The 16,813-nt window shown below is 50.5% G+C and carries 15 protein-coding genes; 4 read left to right on the forward strand and 11 right to left on the reverse strand.

Features of this window, described 5'->3' with window-relative positions:
* Positions 1-103 precede the first annotated feature (103 nt).
* Positions 104-2,587: a UvrD-helicase domain-containing protein gene (locus OHJ21_RS23135; RefSeq protein ID WP_486021315.1), complete on the reverse strand. Its 2,484-nt coding sequence runs from the start codon at positions 2,585-2,587 to the stop codon at positions 104-106.
* A 289-nt stretch (positions 2,588-2,876) separates the two neighbouring features.
* Here OHJ21_RS23135 and OHJ21_RS23140 point away from each other — a divergent pair, with 289 nt between their 5' ends.
* Positions 2,877-3,071: a hypothetical protein gene (locus OHJ21_RS23140; RefSeq protein WP_100539958.1), complete on the forward strand. Its 195-nt coding sequence runs from the start codon at positions 2,877-2,879 to the stop codon at positions 3,069-3,071.
* Positions 3,072-3,273: 202 nt separating this feature from the next.
* On the opposite strand, the gene OHJ21_RS23145 is transcribed toward OHJ21_RS23140, so the two are convergent.
* From OHJ21_RS23145 to OHJ21_RS23180, 8 genes are all read right to left on the reverse strand, one after another.
* Positions 3,274-4,521: an anti sigma factor C-terminal domain-containing protein gene (locus tag OHJ21_RS23145; RefSeq protein ID WP_486021245.1), complete on the reverse strand. Its 1,248-nt coding sequence runs from the start codon at positions 4,519-4,521 to the stop codon at positions 3,274-3,276.
* On the reverse strand, positions 4,518-5,018 hold the full coding sequence (locus OHJ21_RS23150; protein WP_486021246.1) for a sigma-70 family RNA polymerase sigma factor: 501 nt from the start codon (positions 5,016-5,018) through the stop codon (positions 4,518-4,520). Before OHJ21_RS23150 ends, OHJ21_RS23145 begins: the two co-directional genes overlap by 4 nt.
* 198 nt (positions 5,019-5,216) lie before the next feature.
* Positions 5,217-5,411, reverse strand: a complete 195-nt coding sequence (locus tag OHJ21_RS23155) for a stalk domain-containing protein (protein ID WP_486021317.1) — start codon at positions 5,409-5,411, stop codon at positions 5,217-5,219.
* Positions 5,412-5,556: 145 nt separating this feature from the next.
* Positions 5,557-6,183, reverse strand: a complete 627-nt coding sequence (locus OHJ21_RS23160) for a hypothetical protein (RefSeq protein ID WP_486021248.1) — start codon at positions 6,181-6,183, stop codon at positions 5,557-5,559.
* A 173-nt stretch (positions 6,184-6,356) separates the two neighbouring features.
* Positions 6,357-7,457 carry an ArnT family glycosyltransferase gene (locus tag OHJ21_RS23165; protein WP_326111416.1) on the reverse strand — a complete coding sequence of 367 codons (1,101 nt, stop codon included), beginning with the start codon at positions 7,455-7,457 and terminating at the stop codon, positions 6,357-6,359.
* 178 nt (positions 7,458-7,635) lie between these two features.
* On the reverse strand, positions 7,636-7,866 hold the full coding sequence (locus OHJ21_RS23170; RefSeq protein ID WP_100539963.1) for a hypothetical protein: 231 nt from the start codon (positions 7,864-7,866) through the stop codon (positions 7,636-7,638).
* 99 nt (positions 7,867-7,965) lie between these two features.
* Positions 7,966-9,822 carry a bifunctional diguanylate cyclase/phosphohydrolase gene (locus OHJ21_RS23175; protein ID WP_100539964.1) on the reverse strand — a complete coding sequence of 619 codons (1,857 nt, stop codon included), beginning with the start codon at positions 9,820-9,822 and terminating at the stop codon, positions 7,966-7,968.
* 268 nt (positions 9,823-10,090) lie between these two features.
* On the reverse strand, positions 10,091-10,708 hold the full coding sequence (locus OHJ21_RS23180) for a DUF5317 domain-containing protein (protein WP_100539965.1): 618 nt from the start codon (positions 10,706-10,708) through the stop codon (positions 10,091-10,093).
* A gap of 299 nt (positions 10,709-11,007) precedes the next feature.
* Between OHJ21_RS23180 and OHJ21_RS23185 the strand changes: the two genes are divergently transcribed.
* Together OHJ21_RS23185 and nfsA are read left to right on the forward strand one after the other, a co-directional pair.
* Positions 11,008-11,211 carry a cation transporter gene (locus tag OHJ21_RS23185; protein ID WP_100539966.1) on the forward strand — a complete coding sequence of 68 codons (204 nt, stop codon included), beginning with the start codon at positions 11,008-11,010 and terminating at the stop codon, positions 11,209-11,211.
* A gap of 188 nt (positions 11,212-11,399) precedes the next feature.
* Entirely contained in the window at positions 11,400-12,140 is a 741-nt protein-coding gene (gene nfsA, locus OHJ21_RS23190) for an oxygen-insensitive NADPH nitroreductase (RefSeq protein WP_326119075.1), read from the forward strand.
* A gap of 127 nt (positions 12,141-12,267) precedes the next feature.
* Here the strand turns inward: nfsA and OHJ21_RS23195 are convergent, their stop codons facing one another.
* On the reverse strand, positions 12,268-12,543 hold the full coding sequence (locus OHJ21_RS23195; RefSeq protein ID WP_486021250.1) for a hypothetical protein: 276 nt from the start codon (positions 12,541-12,543) through the stop codon (positions 12,268-12,270).
* 580 nt (positions 12,544-13,123) lie between these two features.
* Positions 13,124-15,439 carry a helix-turn-helix domain-containing protein gene (locus OHJ21_RS23200; protein WP_486021251.1) on the reverse strand — a complete coding sequence of 772 codons (2,316 nt, stop codon included), beginning with the start codon at positions 15,437-15,439 and terminating at the stop codon, positions 13,124-13,126.
* A gap of 378 nt (positions 15,440-15,817) precedes the next feature.
* Here OHJ21_RS23200 and OHJ21_RS23205 point away from each other — a divergent pair, with 378 nt between their 5' ends.
* Positions 15,818-16,798, forward strand: coding sequence for an ABC transporter permease (locus OHJ21_RS23205; protein WP_486021253.1), 981 nt, complete (start codon positions 15,818-15,820; stop codon positions 16,796-16,798).
* Positions 16,799-16,813 lie beyond the last annotated feature (15 nt).

Genomic DNA, 16,813 nt, shown 5'->3' on the forward strand with positions numbered 1-16,813 from the left:
TCCTTATTTGTATATTGGATAGCAATCTACTAGGATACGAATTCATGATTGCAGAAAAATGATCGATGTCATGATTTTCGGTAATTCAAGGAACTACTGGTCCCTAACGCCTCTGATGCACCGGAACTTCTTTACGCCCCTGTTTCATAGGCGACTGGCATAAAGGACAGGCCTTGCTCTCCCGATCCCGTGTACCAGCAGGGATTCTCTGGTTGACTCGCTGCCAGCCTTTGCAATTGGCGCTGGTGCATAACCACACGTCGACGATCTCCGTCGCAGCGGGTGCAGCCTGATGCTGTGAGCTGGGAGAGGAGCCTGTACCGATGGGTTGGCTCCTCTGACTGGCCGCGCTCACCGTTGTCCGCCCAGCAGATGAAGGCAGGGATGAGCGCTTGGCTGAGGTTGAGGCTGAGGTAGAGGTCTCTATGCGGATCGTGCGTTTTGGCGTAAACGACGAGCGCGCCGTCGACCCGCCGCCCTTGCTTTGTATGCTTTTGCTTTGTATGCTGTTGCCTTGTTTGCTCTGCTCGTCCGTGACAAACACATCGCGGAAGAAGCGGGAAACCTCCGCTTTTCGCCCCCGATAAAAGCCCGGCGAACTGACAATCAGTTCATCCCGTGCCCTCGTGATAGCGACATAAGCCAATCTGCGCTCCTCTTCCAGCGCATCCAGTGCCTTATCCTCTTTGTCCGACAGCGGACGCTGATCGTCCCTGCGTTCGGCGTCCAAAGCGGACGTATGCGGCAGAATGCCCTCGCTTGCCCCGATCAGGCATACCGAGGGAAACTCCAGCCCTTTGGATTTATGGATCGTCATTAACCGGACGGCATCGGCCTGCTCGTCCCGTTTCATAGCCGCCATTTCCTTATGAATGATGATCAGTCGATCAACAAATTCGACGAACTCAGCTATATCGCCAAAGCGCTTCGCCGAAGCCTCCAACTCATCTAGTCCTTCCTGTATGAATTCTTTATGGAGGGTGATTTCCTGCCGCTCGTCTGCTTCCAGAAACTTGTCATAGAATTGCCGTCTCATTTCCTGTATAGCCTGAAGGGGCTCCATCGCCTTTAGTCCCTTAATGAGCTTTGTGCGATCTTTAATATTCTCGACCTGGAAATCCTTCAGGCCAGGAAAGGATAGAAGATGAGATAGAGGGCCCTTCTTGGGACGCGGGGCATCCTGCTGCCGAATGAAAGCCATGCCTTTGTCCCGGTTCATGTACAGCGTATGGAGCATGCCCTCCATTGCCGTAAAATTGCGCCGGTCCAGCGACAGCCGCAGATGGTCCATGAGCGGTTTGACAATCCACTGCTCGTAGAACAGATCTCCATTCTCGTAATGAATGAACGGAATCTCCCGCATCACGAGCTGTTCGAAAATAGCCCGGCTGTTGTTCGCGGTTCGGTACAGAATCGCATGATCGCGGTACTGCTTTCCGTGCTCCCGGATCTGTTCGGTAATATGAGTCAGCAGCAGCTCCGCTTCTTGGTCGGGATCGCCTGGACGAAGGTATAGCGGTACGCTGCTGCTCTTGCGGGTAGACCGCAGCTGTTTGGGACGGCGGCGTTCATTGACGCGGATTATTTCATTCCCCAGCCCGACAATCGAGGAGAGGGAACGATAATTGATATCCAGTGTCACCACCTTGGCCCCGGGAAACGTCTGGTCGAATTCGAGAATGAATTCGTTTCGCGCCCCGTTGAAGCCATATATGGTCTGGTCATCGTCACCGACAACCATCAGGTTGCGATGCGGGGCGACCATCTTCTTTAGCAGCTCATAGGGCAGCAGTCCCGTATCCTGAAACTCGTCGACCATCACATAACGGTACCGCCTTTGAAGGGAGGCCAGCAATCCGGGATCCTGAGACAGCAGACGGTGGGACATGACCAGAATATCATCGAAATCCATCTGGCCGTGGTCTTCCTTCCACGCTTCATAACGGGCGAAGATTTGCCTTTGCTCCACTTCCGCAGGTGTTTTGACAGGCAGCTCGTCAAGTCCGGTCATACTCATTCGATGGGCCGACCAGAGCGATAGCAGCGTCTCGGCTTCGTAGCTATCCTGCAAGCCCATTTCCCGCAGGATCCGCTTCATAATAAATTGCTGATGCCTGGCGTTGCTCAGGATTTCCTGCCTGTAGCCGCGGGTGCGCAGCAAGTACAAGAAGAAGGAGTGGAAGGTTCTTGCCGTTACTTTGGCGGTTTCGCTAGCCCGTAAACCGGGAAGCGCCATGATGCGTTCCTTCATCTCGGCTGCCGCCTTGGATGAGAAGGTGACAAGCAGGATGGAAGACGGATCGATCTTCTTGGCCGCAATGAGGTAGCCTGTCCGGCTGACCAGCACGGAGGTCTTCCCGGAACCCGCGCCTGCAAGCGTAAGCAGCGGTCCTTGCGTATGTCGTACAGCCTGGACTTGGGCGCGATTAAGCAGCAGCCCCTGTGATTCCAAGCCGCGAAAAAAAGCCGCATCCGGCGCGTCATCGCTGATCAGGTCCTGGCTGTTCTCGAAGGTAGCCAGCTTGGCAAACGGAATATCCTGACGCTCACCGCCGTATGGGCGTTTATAAAAGGGTATGGATGTCATGAAATTCACCAATCATTTCGTATTTCGGTTATCGTTCTACCAGTTTACCGGATTCTCGGAAGTCTGGCAAAGCGCAGGATATGGATAAGAACCCCGGGATGCGAACACTTATGAATTCATGATGTGAATTTCAGAGGCGCACGCCAGAATTGAGCTGATTTGTTCCGACACATCTGTCAGCCCAACCCATGGATACGAACCAACTTTACACCCGGGGAAAGTGTTATATCATTTAGGAATGCTTTTAGAAGAGCAAAAAAAGAACAGACCATGTTCAAGGAGGACTCTTATGCTGGTTGTTATTGCTATTTTGCAGCTCATTATGATAGGCATTTTGCTGAACATCAACGGGAAGCTGAAGCCGCGAGACTATATGGCTGAAGCGATGGAGAGGGACCGCCGGATCCGGGAGGAGCGGGAGAGGAAGCAGCAAATGGAGTTATGGTCACATGAGGCAAGCGCAGGCAGCGCAGATCATTCATGACCTGAATCATTTATATGAATAACAAAAATCCCGGGCTCAAAATAGGGGAGTCCGGGATAGCTGTTGCCCTTATGTGATTTGCCACATCGTGTGCACGGCTCCCTGTGGTGCACGGTGCGTGGTCGGGGGGAGGCCTGGATGGCTGTTGACATTATTTATGTCAGCAAGCCTGTTGAAGTATACGGCATTCGCCAGAAGACCATCACTGGGTCCAGTTCCACAGCCGCACTTCTCCGACCCGCAGGTCGCGGACCCAGGATACCTCACGCAGGGTCAACAGCTCCTTAACAGGGCCGGTAATGACGGCACCATAGAGACGAACGCCGTTTTGTTCCACGTAAGCTAACGAAGCATCTACGTCAACAAACGGAGCCACCCCGCTGGCAATCAGGTCATACTCTTGCAGCAGCCGCAGCGATTTGATGAAGTGCTCATTCCGCAGTTCCCCGTCTCCATAGGTTTCTATTGAAGGGTAATGTCCGCCGCTGGACACGATTTTGCCAAACCAACCGCGTTTTTCTTCCTTATAGGAGGTAATCGTCAAATCATCATGATGCCAGACGGGATAAGACGGAAAGCCGACAGGATTGGAGATCACATCGTCTCCGCCGCCGAATCGTTCATCCGGTCCGGTATCTACGGCAAACCAGACGGCCTCCATATTCCGGTTCTCGAACTGCTTCAGCAGCTCGTCGGTCGTGAAGAAGCGGTTAAACGATACATAAGCCTCGGCCACGGTACCCTCGGGGAGCTTTTCAAGCCTGGCCCAGTCCCCGCTCTTGGCGGAAGAGGAATCTGGTTGTTCTTTTGACTGTTCTTTACGAGCTTTCTCCGGATTCGCAGACGAAGTCTCCGGTTGACTATTCGGACGGTAGAAAATCTGCGATGAACCCGAGCTGCCATTATTCCAATCCACATCGACGGTGGGCAGCCCGAACAGGAAGTTGACGGTGTATTCGCCGATAGTTACTCGTTCGCTCCCCACCTGTTTGTCCATGTCCCCGTACACTTCCTGACGGAAGAAGGTTCTGACCTGACTGTTTAGACGAACGTCGATATTAGGTTTTGAGATTGAGATGGCGGAAGCAATGGCATCCCGGTATTTATCGTTGCGGCTGGGATCGCCGACCCCGTAAAAAAGCGCCGTAATGATCGAGCTGATGACCAATATAGCCAGAAACGCCGATATCACCGTCATCGTATTAGAAATCCGAGCTCGCCATTTGCCCCGGCGCACGATTCGCTTTTCTCTCTTGGGCGAAAGGCCGGTCTGATCGTCAGCGGCATGTGGAGGGCTGGCATCGCTCGAACCTTCGTTATCCATCATTTCGTTCACGTAAGACTGGTATTCCTCCAGCTTCTCCATTTCCCGTTCGATTTCGATTTTTTCCTCGTCAGACAGCTTGCCATCTGCATAATCCCTCAGCCGCTGTTTGAATTCTTCGCTCATAACGTCCCGTCCTTTCGTTTCATGTCCCGCAGCCGCTGCCTGGCCCGAAATAACGTGATTTTGATATGGGATAAGGTGATGCCCATAATATCCGCCGCCTCCTGGTATGAGAACTGATGAAAATCCACCAGTAGCACCGCTTGCCGCTGCTTCTCCGGAATATCGGTTAACATCCGTCCGATTTCTCTTTGGACTTCTTGCTGGAGCAGCGCATTCTCCGGGGTGTTCCGGTCAACCATCTGCTCGAAAAAAACAGCATCCTTGACGATGCTTCGGCTCGCTTTGCGCTGATAATCCACATAAGCGTTATGGGCAACCCGAAATAGCCATGGCTTGATTCGTTCTTCCTTCCAATCCTCGAGATACAGATATGCCCGGTAAAAGGTTTCCTGTACCAGGTCTTCGGCCGTATGGTGATCGTAAGAGAGGGAGTACAAGTAACGATAAACGTCTTTCACGTAATATTGATAAATCGATTCCAGACTGTTCAGTTTCATGTCCTCCCCTCTATGTAACACACGTATAACCAGGGCATAAAGTTACAGTTAGGCTGTGAAACATGGTACTGGGTTTATCCCGAAAACCGCAAAAGTAAAAGCCCGCCAGGTGAGCGGGCTTCCGATAGAATATGAAGTGCTGCATCGAAAGGGGGAATGCGGTAATTGGGGGCTCACGCGCCGTGCAGCATTCGGAAATCACTTGCTGTTCTTGTTTATGTAAGCTGTTGCCTCTCCATTCGAGGATTTGGGAATCATCCCGATCGCATCGGCACCGACAGAGCCGATCTGATATTCAAGCGCTTCCGAGAAGTCCCGCAAGGGGACGTAGAGCTTGTTCTGAATGACAACGGGGGACTCGGACAGCTTGGCTTCCGATCCGTTGACCAGGATTTTGGAATGGGACGGTACGGCTTTTAGAAAACAGCAGCAGCGCCAACGGCCGTGCCGGCTGTCACCGCCACGCCGACAAGAAACGTTTTTTCATATTATCCTCCCATGGCGGTAGACTTTTACACTATTATATACCAATTCGGCGTTACCTCAATTCAATATCTGGATCCAACACGATAATCCGCTGTTCATCCAACGCGGTGTGCAGCAGTTCATCCTTCAGTTGCTGTGTGCTGGTTATGACGTCAGACTGGTTTGTCTTCATATCCGTCGTCAGTTTATTCACTAATCGTTCGATCGATAACATATCCCGATATTCCGGCGGAGAGTAGTCTTCCCAGTACTGATCTTCGCTGATGCCCATCGTATCCAGTATGCGCAGGTGCTGTTCTTGCACCTGTCGCGGCTGGGTCTGGAGCGTTTGCCGAAGCGCGTTGGCCCTTTGAATTCCATCCTCCAGACTCGCCGCGACGCCTTGTTCGTCGGCCAATTGAAGCATCAATTCCTTTGTTGCCATTTCTTTAAGAAGCGTGGAGTCATCAGGAAGGGGCGCGGTGCTATGCGCGAGGTTATTCTTATAGGCAGTTAAATTGGTATGCGTGATGTAGGTGGAACCGACTTGAATCAGCGCCTGTCCGTTCATAGTGTCGTTCATGCGGTCATTCTGGCCCGAGCGATGCGAAGCATCCGTAAAGAATAGTATGATGCTTACCGTCAGGACGCTTGCCACAGCGATGCTGAGAATGGTGATATATTTACGGTTTATTTTCATACCTACCTGACACCTCTCTTGGCTGGGATATATGAAAACGAAGTTATATTATAGACGTTTCATCAGCCTGAAAGGTTCTGGATAAATATGAAAAAACGCCTGAAGGCACGGATCAAAGTGCTTTCAGGCGCAGAAGGCTCATGATGATGGAATGATAGACTTCGCGTTGAAGCTTACTTACGAAGCAGGCGGGTCTTATGTGCATAGATAATCGCTTTGTCCGTGAGAAAAGCAGCGTAGAGGAGCAGGAAGACCGAATAAGGAAATCCGGTACCGTCCAGGCTGGGAACCAACCATTCGGCGGCAATAAAATACAGTAGGGTCAGCAGCACCGGGAGCTGCCGTTTCAGACGATATTTCCAAACCGACCAGATAACGCCGGCAACCCCGGCAAACAGCATGACGAGACGGACGGCGTCCAATGCGGATTGTACGACCTTTCTTGCCTCCTCATTTCCGATCGCTGCTGCATATTTGGAGGTACGGCCGGCAAATATACTCCGGAAGAGATGAACCAGAGGGTTGCCTTCGATGTATCTCGATTCCAGCCACAGCGAGGCAAGGTTCCACGGACCGGACATATACATCAAACGATTGAACAGCGGGATGTTCAGCCACCATGGAGACAAGATGAGCAAATAACCCGCGCTAATAAGAACGAGCCCGCCGGTTACGATTTTGACCGGACTGCGGTACTTGATCCAAAAGGGAATGAACAGTACAGGGTACAGCAGCGCCTGAAGGTTGTAGCATGCCATAAGCGCCGTAAGCGCGCCGGCAGCCGCGTACCAGCCAGCCTGCTTCAATTCAAGCGCTCCGATGACGGCGCAAACCAGAAGCAGCATCAAGGTTTGCATGGTCGTATCCGGCAGGATCAGCCGGACTGCGCCGTAAGCCGGCCAGAACAGCGCGTAAATCAAACATGACAGAAAAGCGATTCGCGTATTAAACATGTAGCGGGACAGCACGAAAACCAAGTAGACGGAAATTGCATGAAAGACGCATTGGAGCAGCTGGTAGGCAATCAGGGCAGCATCCATGCTTCCGAATAAGGCGGTAAGTCCGGCAATCATAAGCGGCACACCGGGCATGACGCTGGAGGCATGGACTTCCAGGTCTCCACCGGGGTGGCTGATCATGGCCGCACTTTGAATATATCGTTCTTCAATCACGCTGCTTATGCTCGGGGAACGTTCATGAAGACCGGTAAGAACCAGCAGACATGACATAACCAGAACCGCTGCAATCAGTACCAGCAGCATCCTTCGCTGCACACGGTTTAACGTCCATATGGAAAACAAAGGGTCCACTCCACTCTTTTATATAATCTCTAGGGTTCAAATCATCATACATACTCTTATATATTAAAGAAAAAACGATGAAATAAAAAGGCTCCGCCAAAACGGAGCCCATAAGTTCAAGTTAAGCTGCAGCGACAGGGTCAGCCCACTATTAAAAGCCGCTGTGATACTTATCGTTACTGGATGAACGATTCTTTGACGTCCCGTCCCGCTGCTTCTCTTCCTGGCGCTCCAGCCTGGCGTCCTCCATCGGAATGGGGTCCACATGCTGCTCGCTCTCGTGCATATCGAACAGGCTTTCTTGTTCCGTCGGATATTGTTCAGGGTGATCCATGTTGCCGGGACCGTTGTGAAGCGGTAGATCCTTTTTCTTGTCAGCCACCGTTGCTCACCTCATTTATCGTTGTGATACTACCTTTATACCTTATTTGGGGAAGTATCAAACATGGAGAGGTGATAACGGGAGGGGGCATAGGTCTTATTAAGACGTCTCCGAACCGGCTGCAGGCTGCTGCTGCGCTTCTGCTTTGAGTCTTAAATAACGGATAAAGAGCTCAACAAGCTCCGGGTCGAATTGCGTGCCCGAGCAGCGGAGCAATTCCTCAATTCCCTCCTCGAAGGTTTTCGTTTTTTGGTAAGGCCGTTCCGTTGTCATCGCGTCAAAGGAATCGATAATGGTCAGCATCCGGCACAGCTTGGGGATTTGGCTGCCTTTGAAGCCGTGCGGATATCCGCCGCCATCATATCTTTCATGGTGCAATTCGATGTAAGGAACCAGTTCCTTGAATTTCTCGTTCGTTTCCGCAATGCGTTTACCCCAGCTGACATGCCGTTTGACGGTTTCCCATTCGCCGGCCGTGAGCTTGTCCCGTTTGTTCAAGATCCCCCAAGGAATCTCCAGCTTGCCGATATCGTGAATGAGTGCGCCGAGTACAAAATTGCGTCGCTCCACACTATCAAGCCCGAGCACTTCGCTGATGTCCATGGCATAGCGGAATACCCGTTTGGAGTGTTTGAACGTATCTACATCTTTATACAAGAACAGCTTCAGCTGCTGCTCAATATCGCGGACATCTTCCGCGAAGTCGATCTCGGATTCTTTTTCGGCGCCGCTCCCGTATACATGCACATTATTCTTACCCTGCTTCTTGGCATAGTACAGCGCCTGATCGGCAAGCTCGACAAGCTGTGACTTGTCATGGATATCAATCCGATAGGACGCAACGCCGGCAGAGAAGGAGAGACACCCGGAGGGGAAAATCTCGACGCCGTCAAAATAGGTATCGTTCAGTTTTTTGCGGAGCCTGTTAATGAAGGAACGGGCCTTATTGTCATCGTAACCCGGCATTAGAATCGTGAATTCCTCACCGCCGAAACGGGAAGCCACCACCTCGGCCGTTTCGGATTCCACCTTGAGGTAATTGCCGAGAAATCCTAGCAGCATGTCCCCTTTCAGGTGTCCGAATTGATCGTTGTATTTCTTGAAATCATCGATATCGATCATAGCCAGCGACAATGGCGTCTCATTAGCCTTGGCTTTCTTGATCTCGTCTTCCAGCAGGCTTTCAAAATAACTGTGATTATACAGGCTTGTCCGTTGATCCTTGATTGCTTTTTCCTGTACTTCGTTATACATCGTGAATAGCTGTTTAAAGGAATAAGAGAGCATCACGCTCAGGCCTATGAATAAGGTGAGACCGAATACGCCGTTATGTACGATAAGAACGGAGAGGACGAGCGACAGTATGAGTGTACTTAAATACACGAGCAGGGTGTCTTTAATGAAGGACTTCAGAATGTCGTATAAAGATCCCCGATATAACAAGTAATAATAAAATCCAAGCAGAAACACGTTAATAATAAAATAGACGAGCAGGGCGCCAAGATAAGCACCAAAATGATCATTGATGATGGGGCCCGGTTGTCCTCCTGCAGCCTTAAAAACAAGCGAGGAACCAACGATCATGAGTGTATATATGGAGAAGTTGACAAAATGCTTCCAAAAAGGGATCTTCCTGTCATACAGTGCTGTTGCTAGAGTATTGAATAGGATTACCGAAAGAGCAAAGGGGGCGCCATATATAAATATGCAAGCTAAATAAACGGAAGAATCCATAGATTGCAAATTACCCTCAGGCGGCAGCTGGAAGGTGAAGTAATTTAATATTAGGGCGGCGCCTAACATTGCATAAACCCATACCCACTGTGAAGGAGAGTAGTATATAAATTCTCCTTGATGTACTAGTAGAAAGGTTATACAGCCCATAAGTGAAATGAACACAAAGTACAGCTGTCCCGGAAGTTCCCTGGAAATCTTAGGACGCTTGAATATGGACATAACGGTTTCTCCTCAATTAAAAAAGCATGGTGTGTATTCTCCACATTTTAAGATATATTGCGTCGCAAAACAACGAAAAAGATGTAAAAAAACAGGCTGAGCATTCCAGCCTGTTTTTTTAGATATTTATGTTATCCCAATCTGTATCCGGAAGTCAGAGCGACAACAACGGAAGCAACGATGATCGCATTCAATACGATGCGGGAATACTTAATTTTATCAGTTTTCTTCATAGTTCTCCCTCCTTTCCAGGTGGTATGATGTATGATTAATTCTGCGGTTCAGCATGTTCAGTCGTATCGGATTTGCGCATTAAGGTTTGAACATTGGTATTCTTCCCGGAAGTCATAAAATGGACAATGTAGAGGAATATACCGATATTCATGATAATATCTCCGATACTGATTACCTGCGTTCTTGGATAGGGTGGAGATAATGGAATGATGTCACCAAGAAGGGACAGGCGGGTAGAAGCGTCCATAAGATAGTGCTTGGTAGTAGCTGTGGCATCCATTAGCATGTCCACATAAACGGGATCCAGCACGGAAGCTGCGCTCATGGAAACGGGCATTCTGCCACCGTTCACTGCCATGACAAGGAAATTCAGAAAGACACCTGCCAAGATGCTGCCAAAACCTTTCTGATCCCGGTTCATCCAGAGAAAGATCATGCCGGCAACATAGATGAACATAAAGACGTAGCCGCTTGCGGCTGCCAACCAATCAGAGTTCACTTGAAAGCGGAATATCAGCAGCTGCACAATCAGGAGTATAGGGAAGATTAAGCCGCCCTTCAGACGAATCTTACTGAATTGCTGCAGTCCATGACGGAGTCCGCCACGTATCAGTCCGACAATTAACCCGAGTATAATGCCGTCAAATACCATGATAGAATTCCTACTTTCATAGTTCATTATCTCTGTAATTAAGATAGTTCGACAGCGAATTGGAAATTCCTTCAACAAAAATCAAATTTTATGAAAAAAATGTAAGGGTCTGATAAAAAGCTTGTCCCTTCCTGTATGAATCTAATGAATTATGTACATTATAACAGATTAAAAGGATAAATCTTCCTACTTTTTTCGTGTTTCTGTTGCAGAAAAGAGCAAATTCTTGAACTTTACATACCTATGGGGGGTATAGTAAGGTTAAATGGTACAACATTATATGATAGGAGGACGACAACATGAAACAAGTGACATTGACAGTGGAAGGCATGTCCTGCAACCATTGCGTGAACTCGGTGGAAGGCGCGCTGAAGAATGCGGGAGCTTCTGGTAAAGTCGATCTTGCATCCAATACAGTGGCCGTCGAATACGACGAAACCAAGGTCACCCTTGAAGCATTGAAAGAAGCGATTGAAGAGCAAGGCTACGATATCGTGTCCTAACGTAAGATTCCCTGGAACAATCCAAAGCCGCGAGTTTTGGCTAAAATAGGAGCCGGCTGCTGAAGGCGATCGACAGCAAGCCGGTTTTTTTGCGCTTCGGTCGCTGGCCGCCTTAAGCTTGCACTGCCCAAGCCGAAGTTTCATAATAGATGGAACAATTCTTTAAGAGCCTAAGGAGTGGATACCCGATGAATGATACCATATCACTTCTGATGAACCATCGATCGATTCGTAAATATTCGGATCGGCCCGTGTCCGAGGAGCAGCTAAGGACAGTTGTGGCAGCAGGTCAGATGGCATCAACCTCAAGCAACGTCCAGGCATACAGCGTGATTGCCGTTACCAATCCGGAGAAGAAGCAGCGGTTGGCCGCTTTAGCGGGAAATCAGGCGTATATTGTGGAATGCCCGGTATTTCTGGTGTGGTGCGCGGATCTGTATCGTTTGAAAAAAAGCGCAGAGGCGCACGCGGTTGATCAAGAGACGTATGAAGATTCGACCGAGAATTTCATCGTGGCCACGGTGGATGCCGCTTTGGCTGCGCAGAATGCCGCGATTGCTGCGGAATCGCTTGGTCTTGGCATCGTATACATAGGTGGGGTCCGCAACTCCATTGCCGAATTCTCCGAGGCTTTGGAACTGCCGGAGCTGGTCTATCCGGTATTTGGCATGTGCCTGGGCTACCCGGATCAGGAGCCGGGGCTTCGCCCTCGGCTTCCGGTGGAGGCTGTTTTGCACCGCGACAGCTATCATCGCGCGGCTACAGAGGAAGTGAAGAATTACGATCGAACCTCTTCCGAATATTTGTCCCAACGTACCCATGGCAAAAACAACACGCCGTGGTCAGCGCTTATGGCTAAACGCCTGACAGAGCCGGTAAGGCTGCACATGAAGGACTTCCTGAAGGGGAAGGGGTTTATGGGGCGTTAGACATGAATAGAGAAAGCGGGTAACGGCGCTCTCGTAAAACAATAGAGAGCAGGTACGGTGACTCTCGTAAATCAATAGAGAGAGCGGGTACGGCTGCTCTGTGGGGAATACTCCAGAGGGCACGGCCCTAGGAACTAAGCCCGGCCGCGTAACCGAAGCCGACCGCGTAACCAAGCCCGGCCGCGTAACCAAGCCGGCAGCGTAACCAAGCCGGCAGCGTAACCAAGCCCGGCTGGCGTGGGATTGGTGGCGTGGGGGGCGCAGTGTTCCGAAAGTTTGCCGTAGCATCCAGCTGCAAGCCGGAACGAGTTACGGCCTGGCCGCGTAGCAAGCCCGGCTGGCGTGGGATCGGTGGCGTAGGGGACGCAGTGTTCCGAAAGTTTGCCGTAGCTTCAAGTTGCAAGCCGGAACGAGTTACGGTCCGGCAGCAGCAGGATCGGACCTCAGATCCGTTATTTTCGCTATGGGCTCGTTTTTGCCGATCTATGGGACACCTGTTCCGTTAATTAGCGTATAATCCGAAAAATAAGGGCCATATTCGGTGAATAACGGACCTCATGTCCGTCACCATTCGAGAAATGGTGCTTTTGATCAAAATAAGGTCCGCTGAGTCCGCTAAAATATGCAACTCGCTAAGCGTGCCGCCATGTACGACGCTTGAACGTAAGTCATAGAAGCGTGCCGCCATGTACGACGCTTGAACGCAAGTCATAACACAGGAAGCGTGCCGCCATGTACGACGCTTGAACGCAAGTCATAACATAGGAAGCGTGCCGCCATGTACGACGCTTGGAACGTAAGTCATAACACAGGAAGCGTGCCATGTACGACGCTTGAACGTAAGTCATAACACAGGAAGCGTGCCGCCATGTACGACGCTTGAACGTAACTCATAACACAGAAACGGGGCTGTCCCAAGGGACAGTCCTTTTTTCAGCGGTCCCCTATTATACGGAGATTGCTGATCAGGATGACATGCCGAGTCATTTGCCGATGCCCTGCTGACGGTATTGTCCGGGCGTGATCCCTTCCAACTTCTTGAACATTCGATTGAAGTAGGGAGGCTGATATCCTGCGGCTTCCGCAATCTCGTGAATGCGAAGATCGGTGGTCAGCAGCAGTTCTTTGCAGCGGTTCATGCGCACGGTTGTCAAATAGTCTATATAATTCGTGCCCGTCATCTGCTTAAACGCTTTGCTCAGCTGGGATACACTGACACCGGCTTCCATGGCCATGGTATCCAGGGACAGGTCTTGCATCCCGTTTTGCTCGATTTGCTCCAGTACGTTTTCGACCAGCGATTTCATGGAGCTGTTGAAGTTCTTGGTTAACTGATCGAGGTAGGGTTCGATGATTTCTTTCTGGAACCAGGTCACGCAGGCCTTCGGATCCCGAAGCAGGGACAGCTGTTCCTGCAGATTGGAGAAATCGTACACCTGGTATGGATTCAAGCCAGCCTGCAGCATAGACCGGTGAACGCTGGTAATTAACCGCATGAGACCGTGGTGGACATGCCACTCCGAGCCTCCTCCGGCTTGAAGCGCCGTTACGAAGCGGCTTAGGGAGCGCAGCGCATCCCCTTGAAGCCCAAGATTCAAGGTGTGAATGAAATCCTGCTCCAATTCCAGCGGAAAGTCGATCCAGTCGTTTTTCTGGGAAAGCACGGTTTCTGCCTCCAACAGCTGACTGCCCGCGTCAAAGGAGCGGTAATGCAGCGCCCGCTTGGCCTGTTCGAGAATATGGGGGACATCGGTCCAGGTTGAGCTTGGTCCTCCCAATACGATGGTTGCCGACATGCGGAGTGTATCGCGCAAAGCCCGCATGACCTGATCGCACAGCTGCCTCATTATACGCGTCTGTTCATCGGCTTTATGGGAAGCCGGAACGATCAAGATGACGCCGAAGGAGCCGTCGAAGAAATTGATGGGATGCATATATGCGCTTATGTCCTCTGCCAGCTCCTGGATCACGTTCAGAGCGGCATAGGTGAGAAGATGCTGGTCATTTTCCGTCAGCGGCGTCCGATCCTCCCCGTGGGTATGCTGCTGAAGCACGATGGCCGAGAACTGTTTATCGGTAATGTCAAGATCCATCTCCTGCAGCTTGAGCACGTATTCGGGCTCCGTCAGGTGGGCGGCTTGTCCACTCAAAAATTGATTGATATAAGCCTCCCTGATCGCGGGCAAGGATCGCTTCCACTGGCTTTGCAGCGTATCATGCGAGAACCGGTACTGCTTCCACTCGTGTTCAATATAATCCAGCTCATTGTATCGCGAGCTCGGTTTGGCCTGATCGCCCCCAATCATATTCAGCATCTTGCGAATAGGGCGATACATGCTCTTAGAGGCAAACCAGCTCACAGCCAATGAAGCCGCGAGCGCAAAAGCAAAGCAAATCAGAATGATATGGGTATACGGCTTCGTTGGAGCAATGATCTTGGATTGCGGCGTGCCTGAAACATAGGTCCAACTTTGCTGCATCTTTTCGAATTGAACGGTATTCACCAGCAATACATCCTGGTCGACCGGAACCTTCAACCGCAAATTCGCACTCCGGGCATTCTCGGGAAGCTTCAGCTGCTCCTGAATCGCGCTCATCGCCTTCGGCATGCTGCGGCTCATCCCCGACTCCCCGATGACATGACCATGGTCGTCCAGCAGGAACGAGAGATTCTCGCTATTGCGAATGACGTGCAGCTTCGACGGGTCAATATAGATGACGATCGCGCCGTAGGGTGTATGACCGTTGAAGGGAAGTCGCATGACAAGCGCGTGGGAAGATTTGTCCTTGTTAAAAGGCCGCTCCAGGTCATGGACCCAGAACATGTCCGTATCTCCTTCCATGAGCTTGTTGAAGTTTAACGCATCCTGTTCCTGATTCAGCGTCCGCAGCCCGAGATCAGGCTCCATGATTTTATTTTGCTTTTTGATATAGAGATAGACCTGATCCACCAGGGGATCGGCATTCTCCACCAGGTTCAGCGTACTGAACAGCTCGTTTGTCTCCTCGATATTCGATACAAAGTCCATATCGGACAAGGAAGGCTTGAAATGGGGTTTTACCACCATATTGAGGGCGTAGTGGACCAACTGGGTGAATTGCTCGTCTACTTGTCTCGCAGCGTCAACCAAAGCTTCCTCGTTCCGCTGCTGATATTGGTTAATCATATGCTGGTTGCCCACATAAAGGTAAACGGCCGTTATGGCCGAGATGGGGAGGCATGTTAACAACACGGCAAGCGCGATGCTTCTCCAATACATAATACCTTTGAAAACGGATTCAGGATTCTGTTGCCTCATTACTTTAACCCCCTGTTGGCATAAACAAATCAAAGGCTTGATCGAAACGAGCCGGTAAATGATTACATACTATCATAGCGAAAGAGTGGATGAGTTGAAAAGATCATATCTTCCCAATTGAGGTCGGTCAACGTTAGCGATGAACCGAATCGGACGTTCATTCGCCGTGGAAAAAAAGTGCAATGCAAGGAAACGAAAGGTTCCTCAATACCTTAGAGACCCAAGCATTTCCCTGTGTTGTGCAGCGAACGGACAGGGGATTGGAGTCGGCGGAAAAAAAGTGGAATTGCAGGGAATGTTGCAACCGTTTACATTAGGACTACATTCCGTGAACGGTATGTTGAACGAGATGACAAGGCTGAAAGTGAGGGAGTATCGATGAAAGCACAAGAAACCGTTCAGTCGGCAAAAGGAAACGGGAGCCCCCCCATAAGCGTGAAATCCAAAACGAAGTGGGGGCGGATATGGTCGGATGTTGTGCGCGACAAGTATTTGTACGTGCTGGTCTTGCCGGGACTGATCTTTTTTATCATTTTCAAATATATTCCGATTACGAATCTCGTGATTGCCTTCCAGGAGTATTCTCCATACTTTGGGGTGTTCGGAAGCCCCTGGGTTGGGTTCGAGCATTTCACCAGGTTTTTCTCCAACGATGATTTCTGGATGCTGCTGCGCAATACGCTGGCGATCAGTTTTCTAAGCTTGATTTTCTTTTTCCCGGCACCGATCATTTTATCTTTGATGCTGAATGAAGTGCGAAGCTCCTTCTATAAGCGGACCATTCAATCCCTGGTGTATATCCCCCACTTTTTATCCTGGGTATTGATCTACGGGCTAACCTACCTGATGTTTTCGCAATCGGAGGGCTTGTTTAATAAGTGGCTTATCTCCATGGATTGGGAGACGATCGATATTCTCTCCAACCCGAACTACTTCTGGGGTATGCTGACGGGACAATCCATCTGGAAGGAAGTCGGCTGGGGAACCATCATCTTTCTCGCGGCCATCGCCGGAGTGGACCCGCAATTATATGAAGCAGCCGTCATGGACGGTGCGGGCCGTATGAGACGGATGTGGCATATTACCCTGCCCGCGATGCGCAACGTGATCCTGATTCTGTTGATCCTCCGTCTGGGAACGATTCTGGATACGGGATTCGAACAGATTTATCTGATGATGAATGCACCTGTTACCAATGTAGCCGAAGTGTTCGATACCTATGTATACCGGGTAGGGATTCGGCAGGGAGAGTTCAGCTACAGTACGGCCATCGGATTATTCAAATCGATTGTCGGCGTCATTCTGGTGGTCACGGCCAACCGGTTGGCGAGGCGGTACGGTCAAGAAAGCCTGTACTAATGGATGGGCGAAGAC

Source organism: Virgibacillus sp. LDC1 (assembly GCF_025792345.1).
GTDB lineage: Bacteria > Bacillota > Bacilli > Paenibacillales > Paenibacillaceae > Paenibacillus_AQ > Paenibacillus_AQ lautus.

What these genes read in the sequence shown, in the direction of transcription:
- OHJ21_RS23185 (WP_100539966.1), top strand. Translation starts at nt 11,008, where the DNA reads ATGAAACAAGTGACATTGACAGTGGAAGGCATGTCCTGCAACCATTGC.
- OHJ21_RS23135 (WP_486021315.1), bottom strand. Translation starts at nt 2,587, where the DNA reads ATGACATCCATACCCTTTTATAAACGCCCATACGGCGGTGAGCGTCAG.
- nfsA (WP_326119075.1), top strand. Translation starts at nt 11,400, where the DNA reads ATGAATGATACCATATCACTTCTGATGAACCATCGATCGATTCGTAAA.
- OHJ21_RS23200 (WP_486021251.1), bottom strand. Translation starts at nt 15,439, where the DNA reads ATGAGGCAACAGAATCCTGAATCCGTTTTCAAAGGTATTATGTATTGG.
- OHJ21_RS23205 (WP_486021253.1), top strand. Translation starts at nt 15,818, where the DNA reads ATGAAAGCACAAGAAACCGTTCAGTCGGCAAAAGGAAACGGGAGCCCC.
- OHJ21_RS23150 (WP_486021246.1), bottom strand. Translation starts at nt 5,018, where the DNA reads ATGAAACTGAACAGTCTGGAATCGATTTATCAATATTACGTGAAAGAC.
- OHJ21_RS23160 (WP_486021248.1), bottom strand. Translation starts at nt 6,183, where the DNA reads ATGAAAATAAACCGTAAATATATCACCATTCTCAGCATCGCTGTGGCA.
- OHJ21_RS23140 (WP_100539958.1), top strand. Translation starts at nt 2,877, where the DNA reads ATGCTGGTTGTTATTGCTATTTTGCAGCTCATTATGATAGGCATTTTG.
- OHJ21_RS23145 (WP_486021245.1), bottom strand. Translation starts at nt 4,521, where the DNA reads ATGAGCGAAGAATTCAAACAGCGGCTGAGGGATTATGCAGATGGCAAG.
- OHJ21_RS23175 (WP_100539964.1), bottom strand. Translation starts at nt 9,822, where the DNA reads ATGTCCATATTCAAGCGTCCTAAGATTTCCAGGGAACTTCCGGGACAG.
- OHJ21_RS23180 (WP_100539965.1), bottom strand. Translation starts at nt 10,708, where the DNA reads ATGGTATTTGACGGCATTATACTCGGGTTAATTGTCGGACTGATACGT.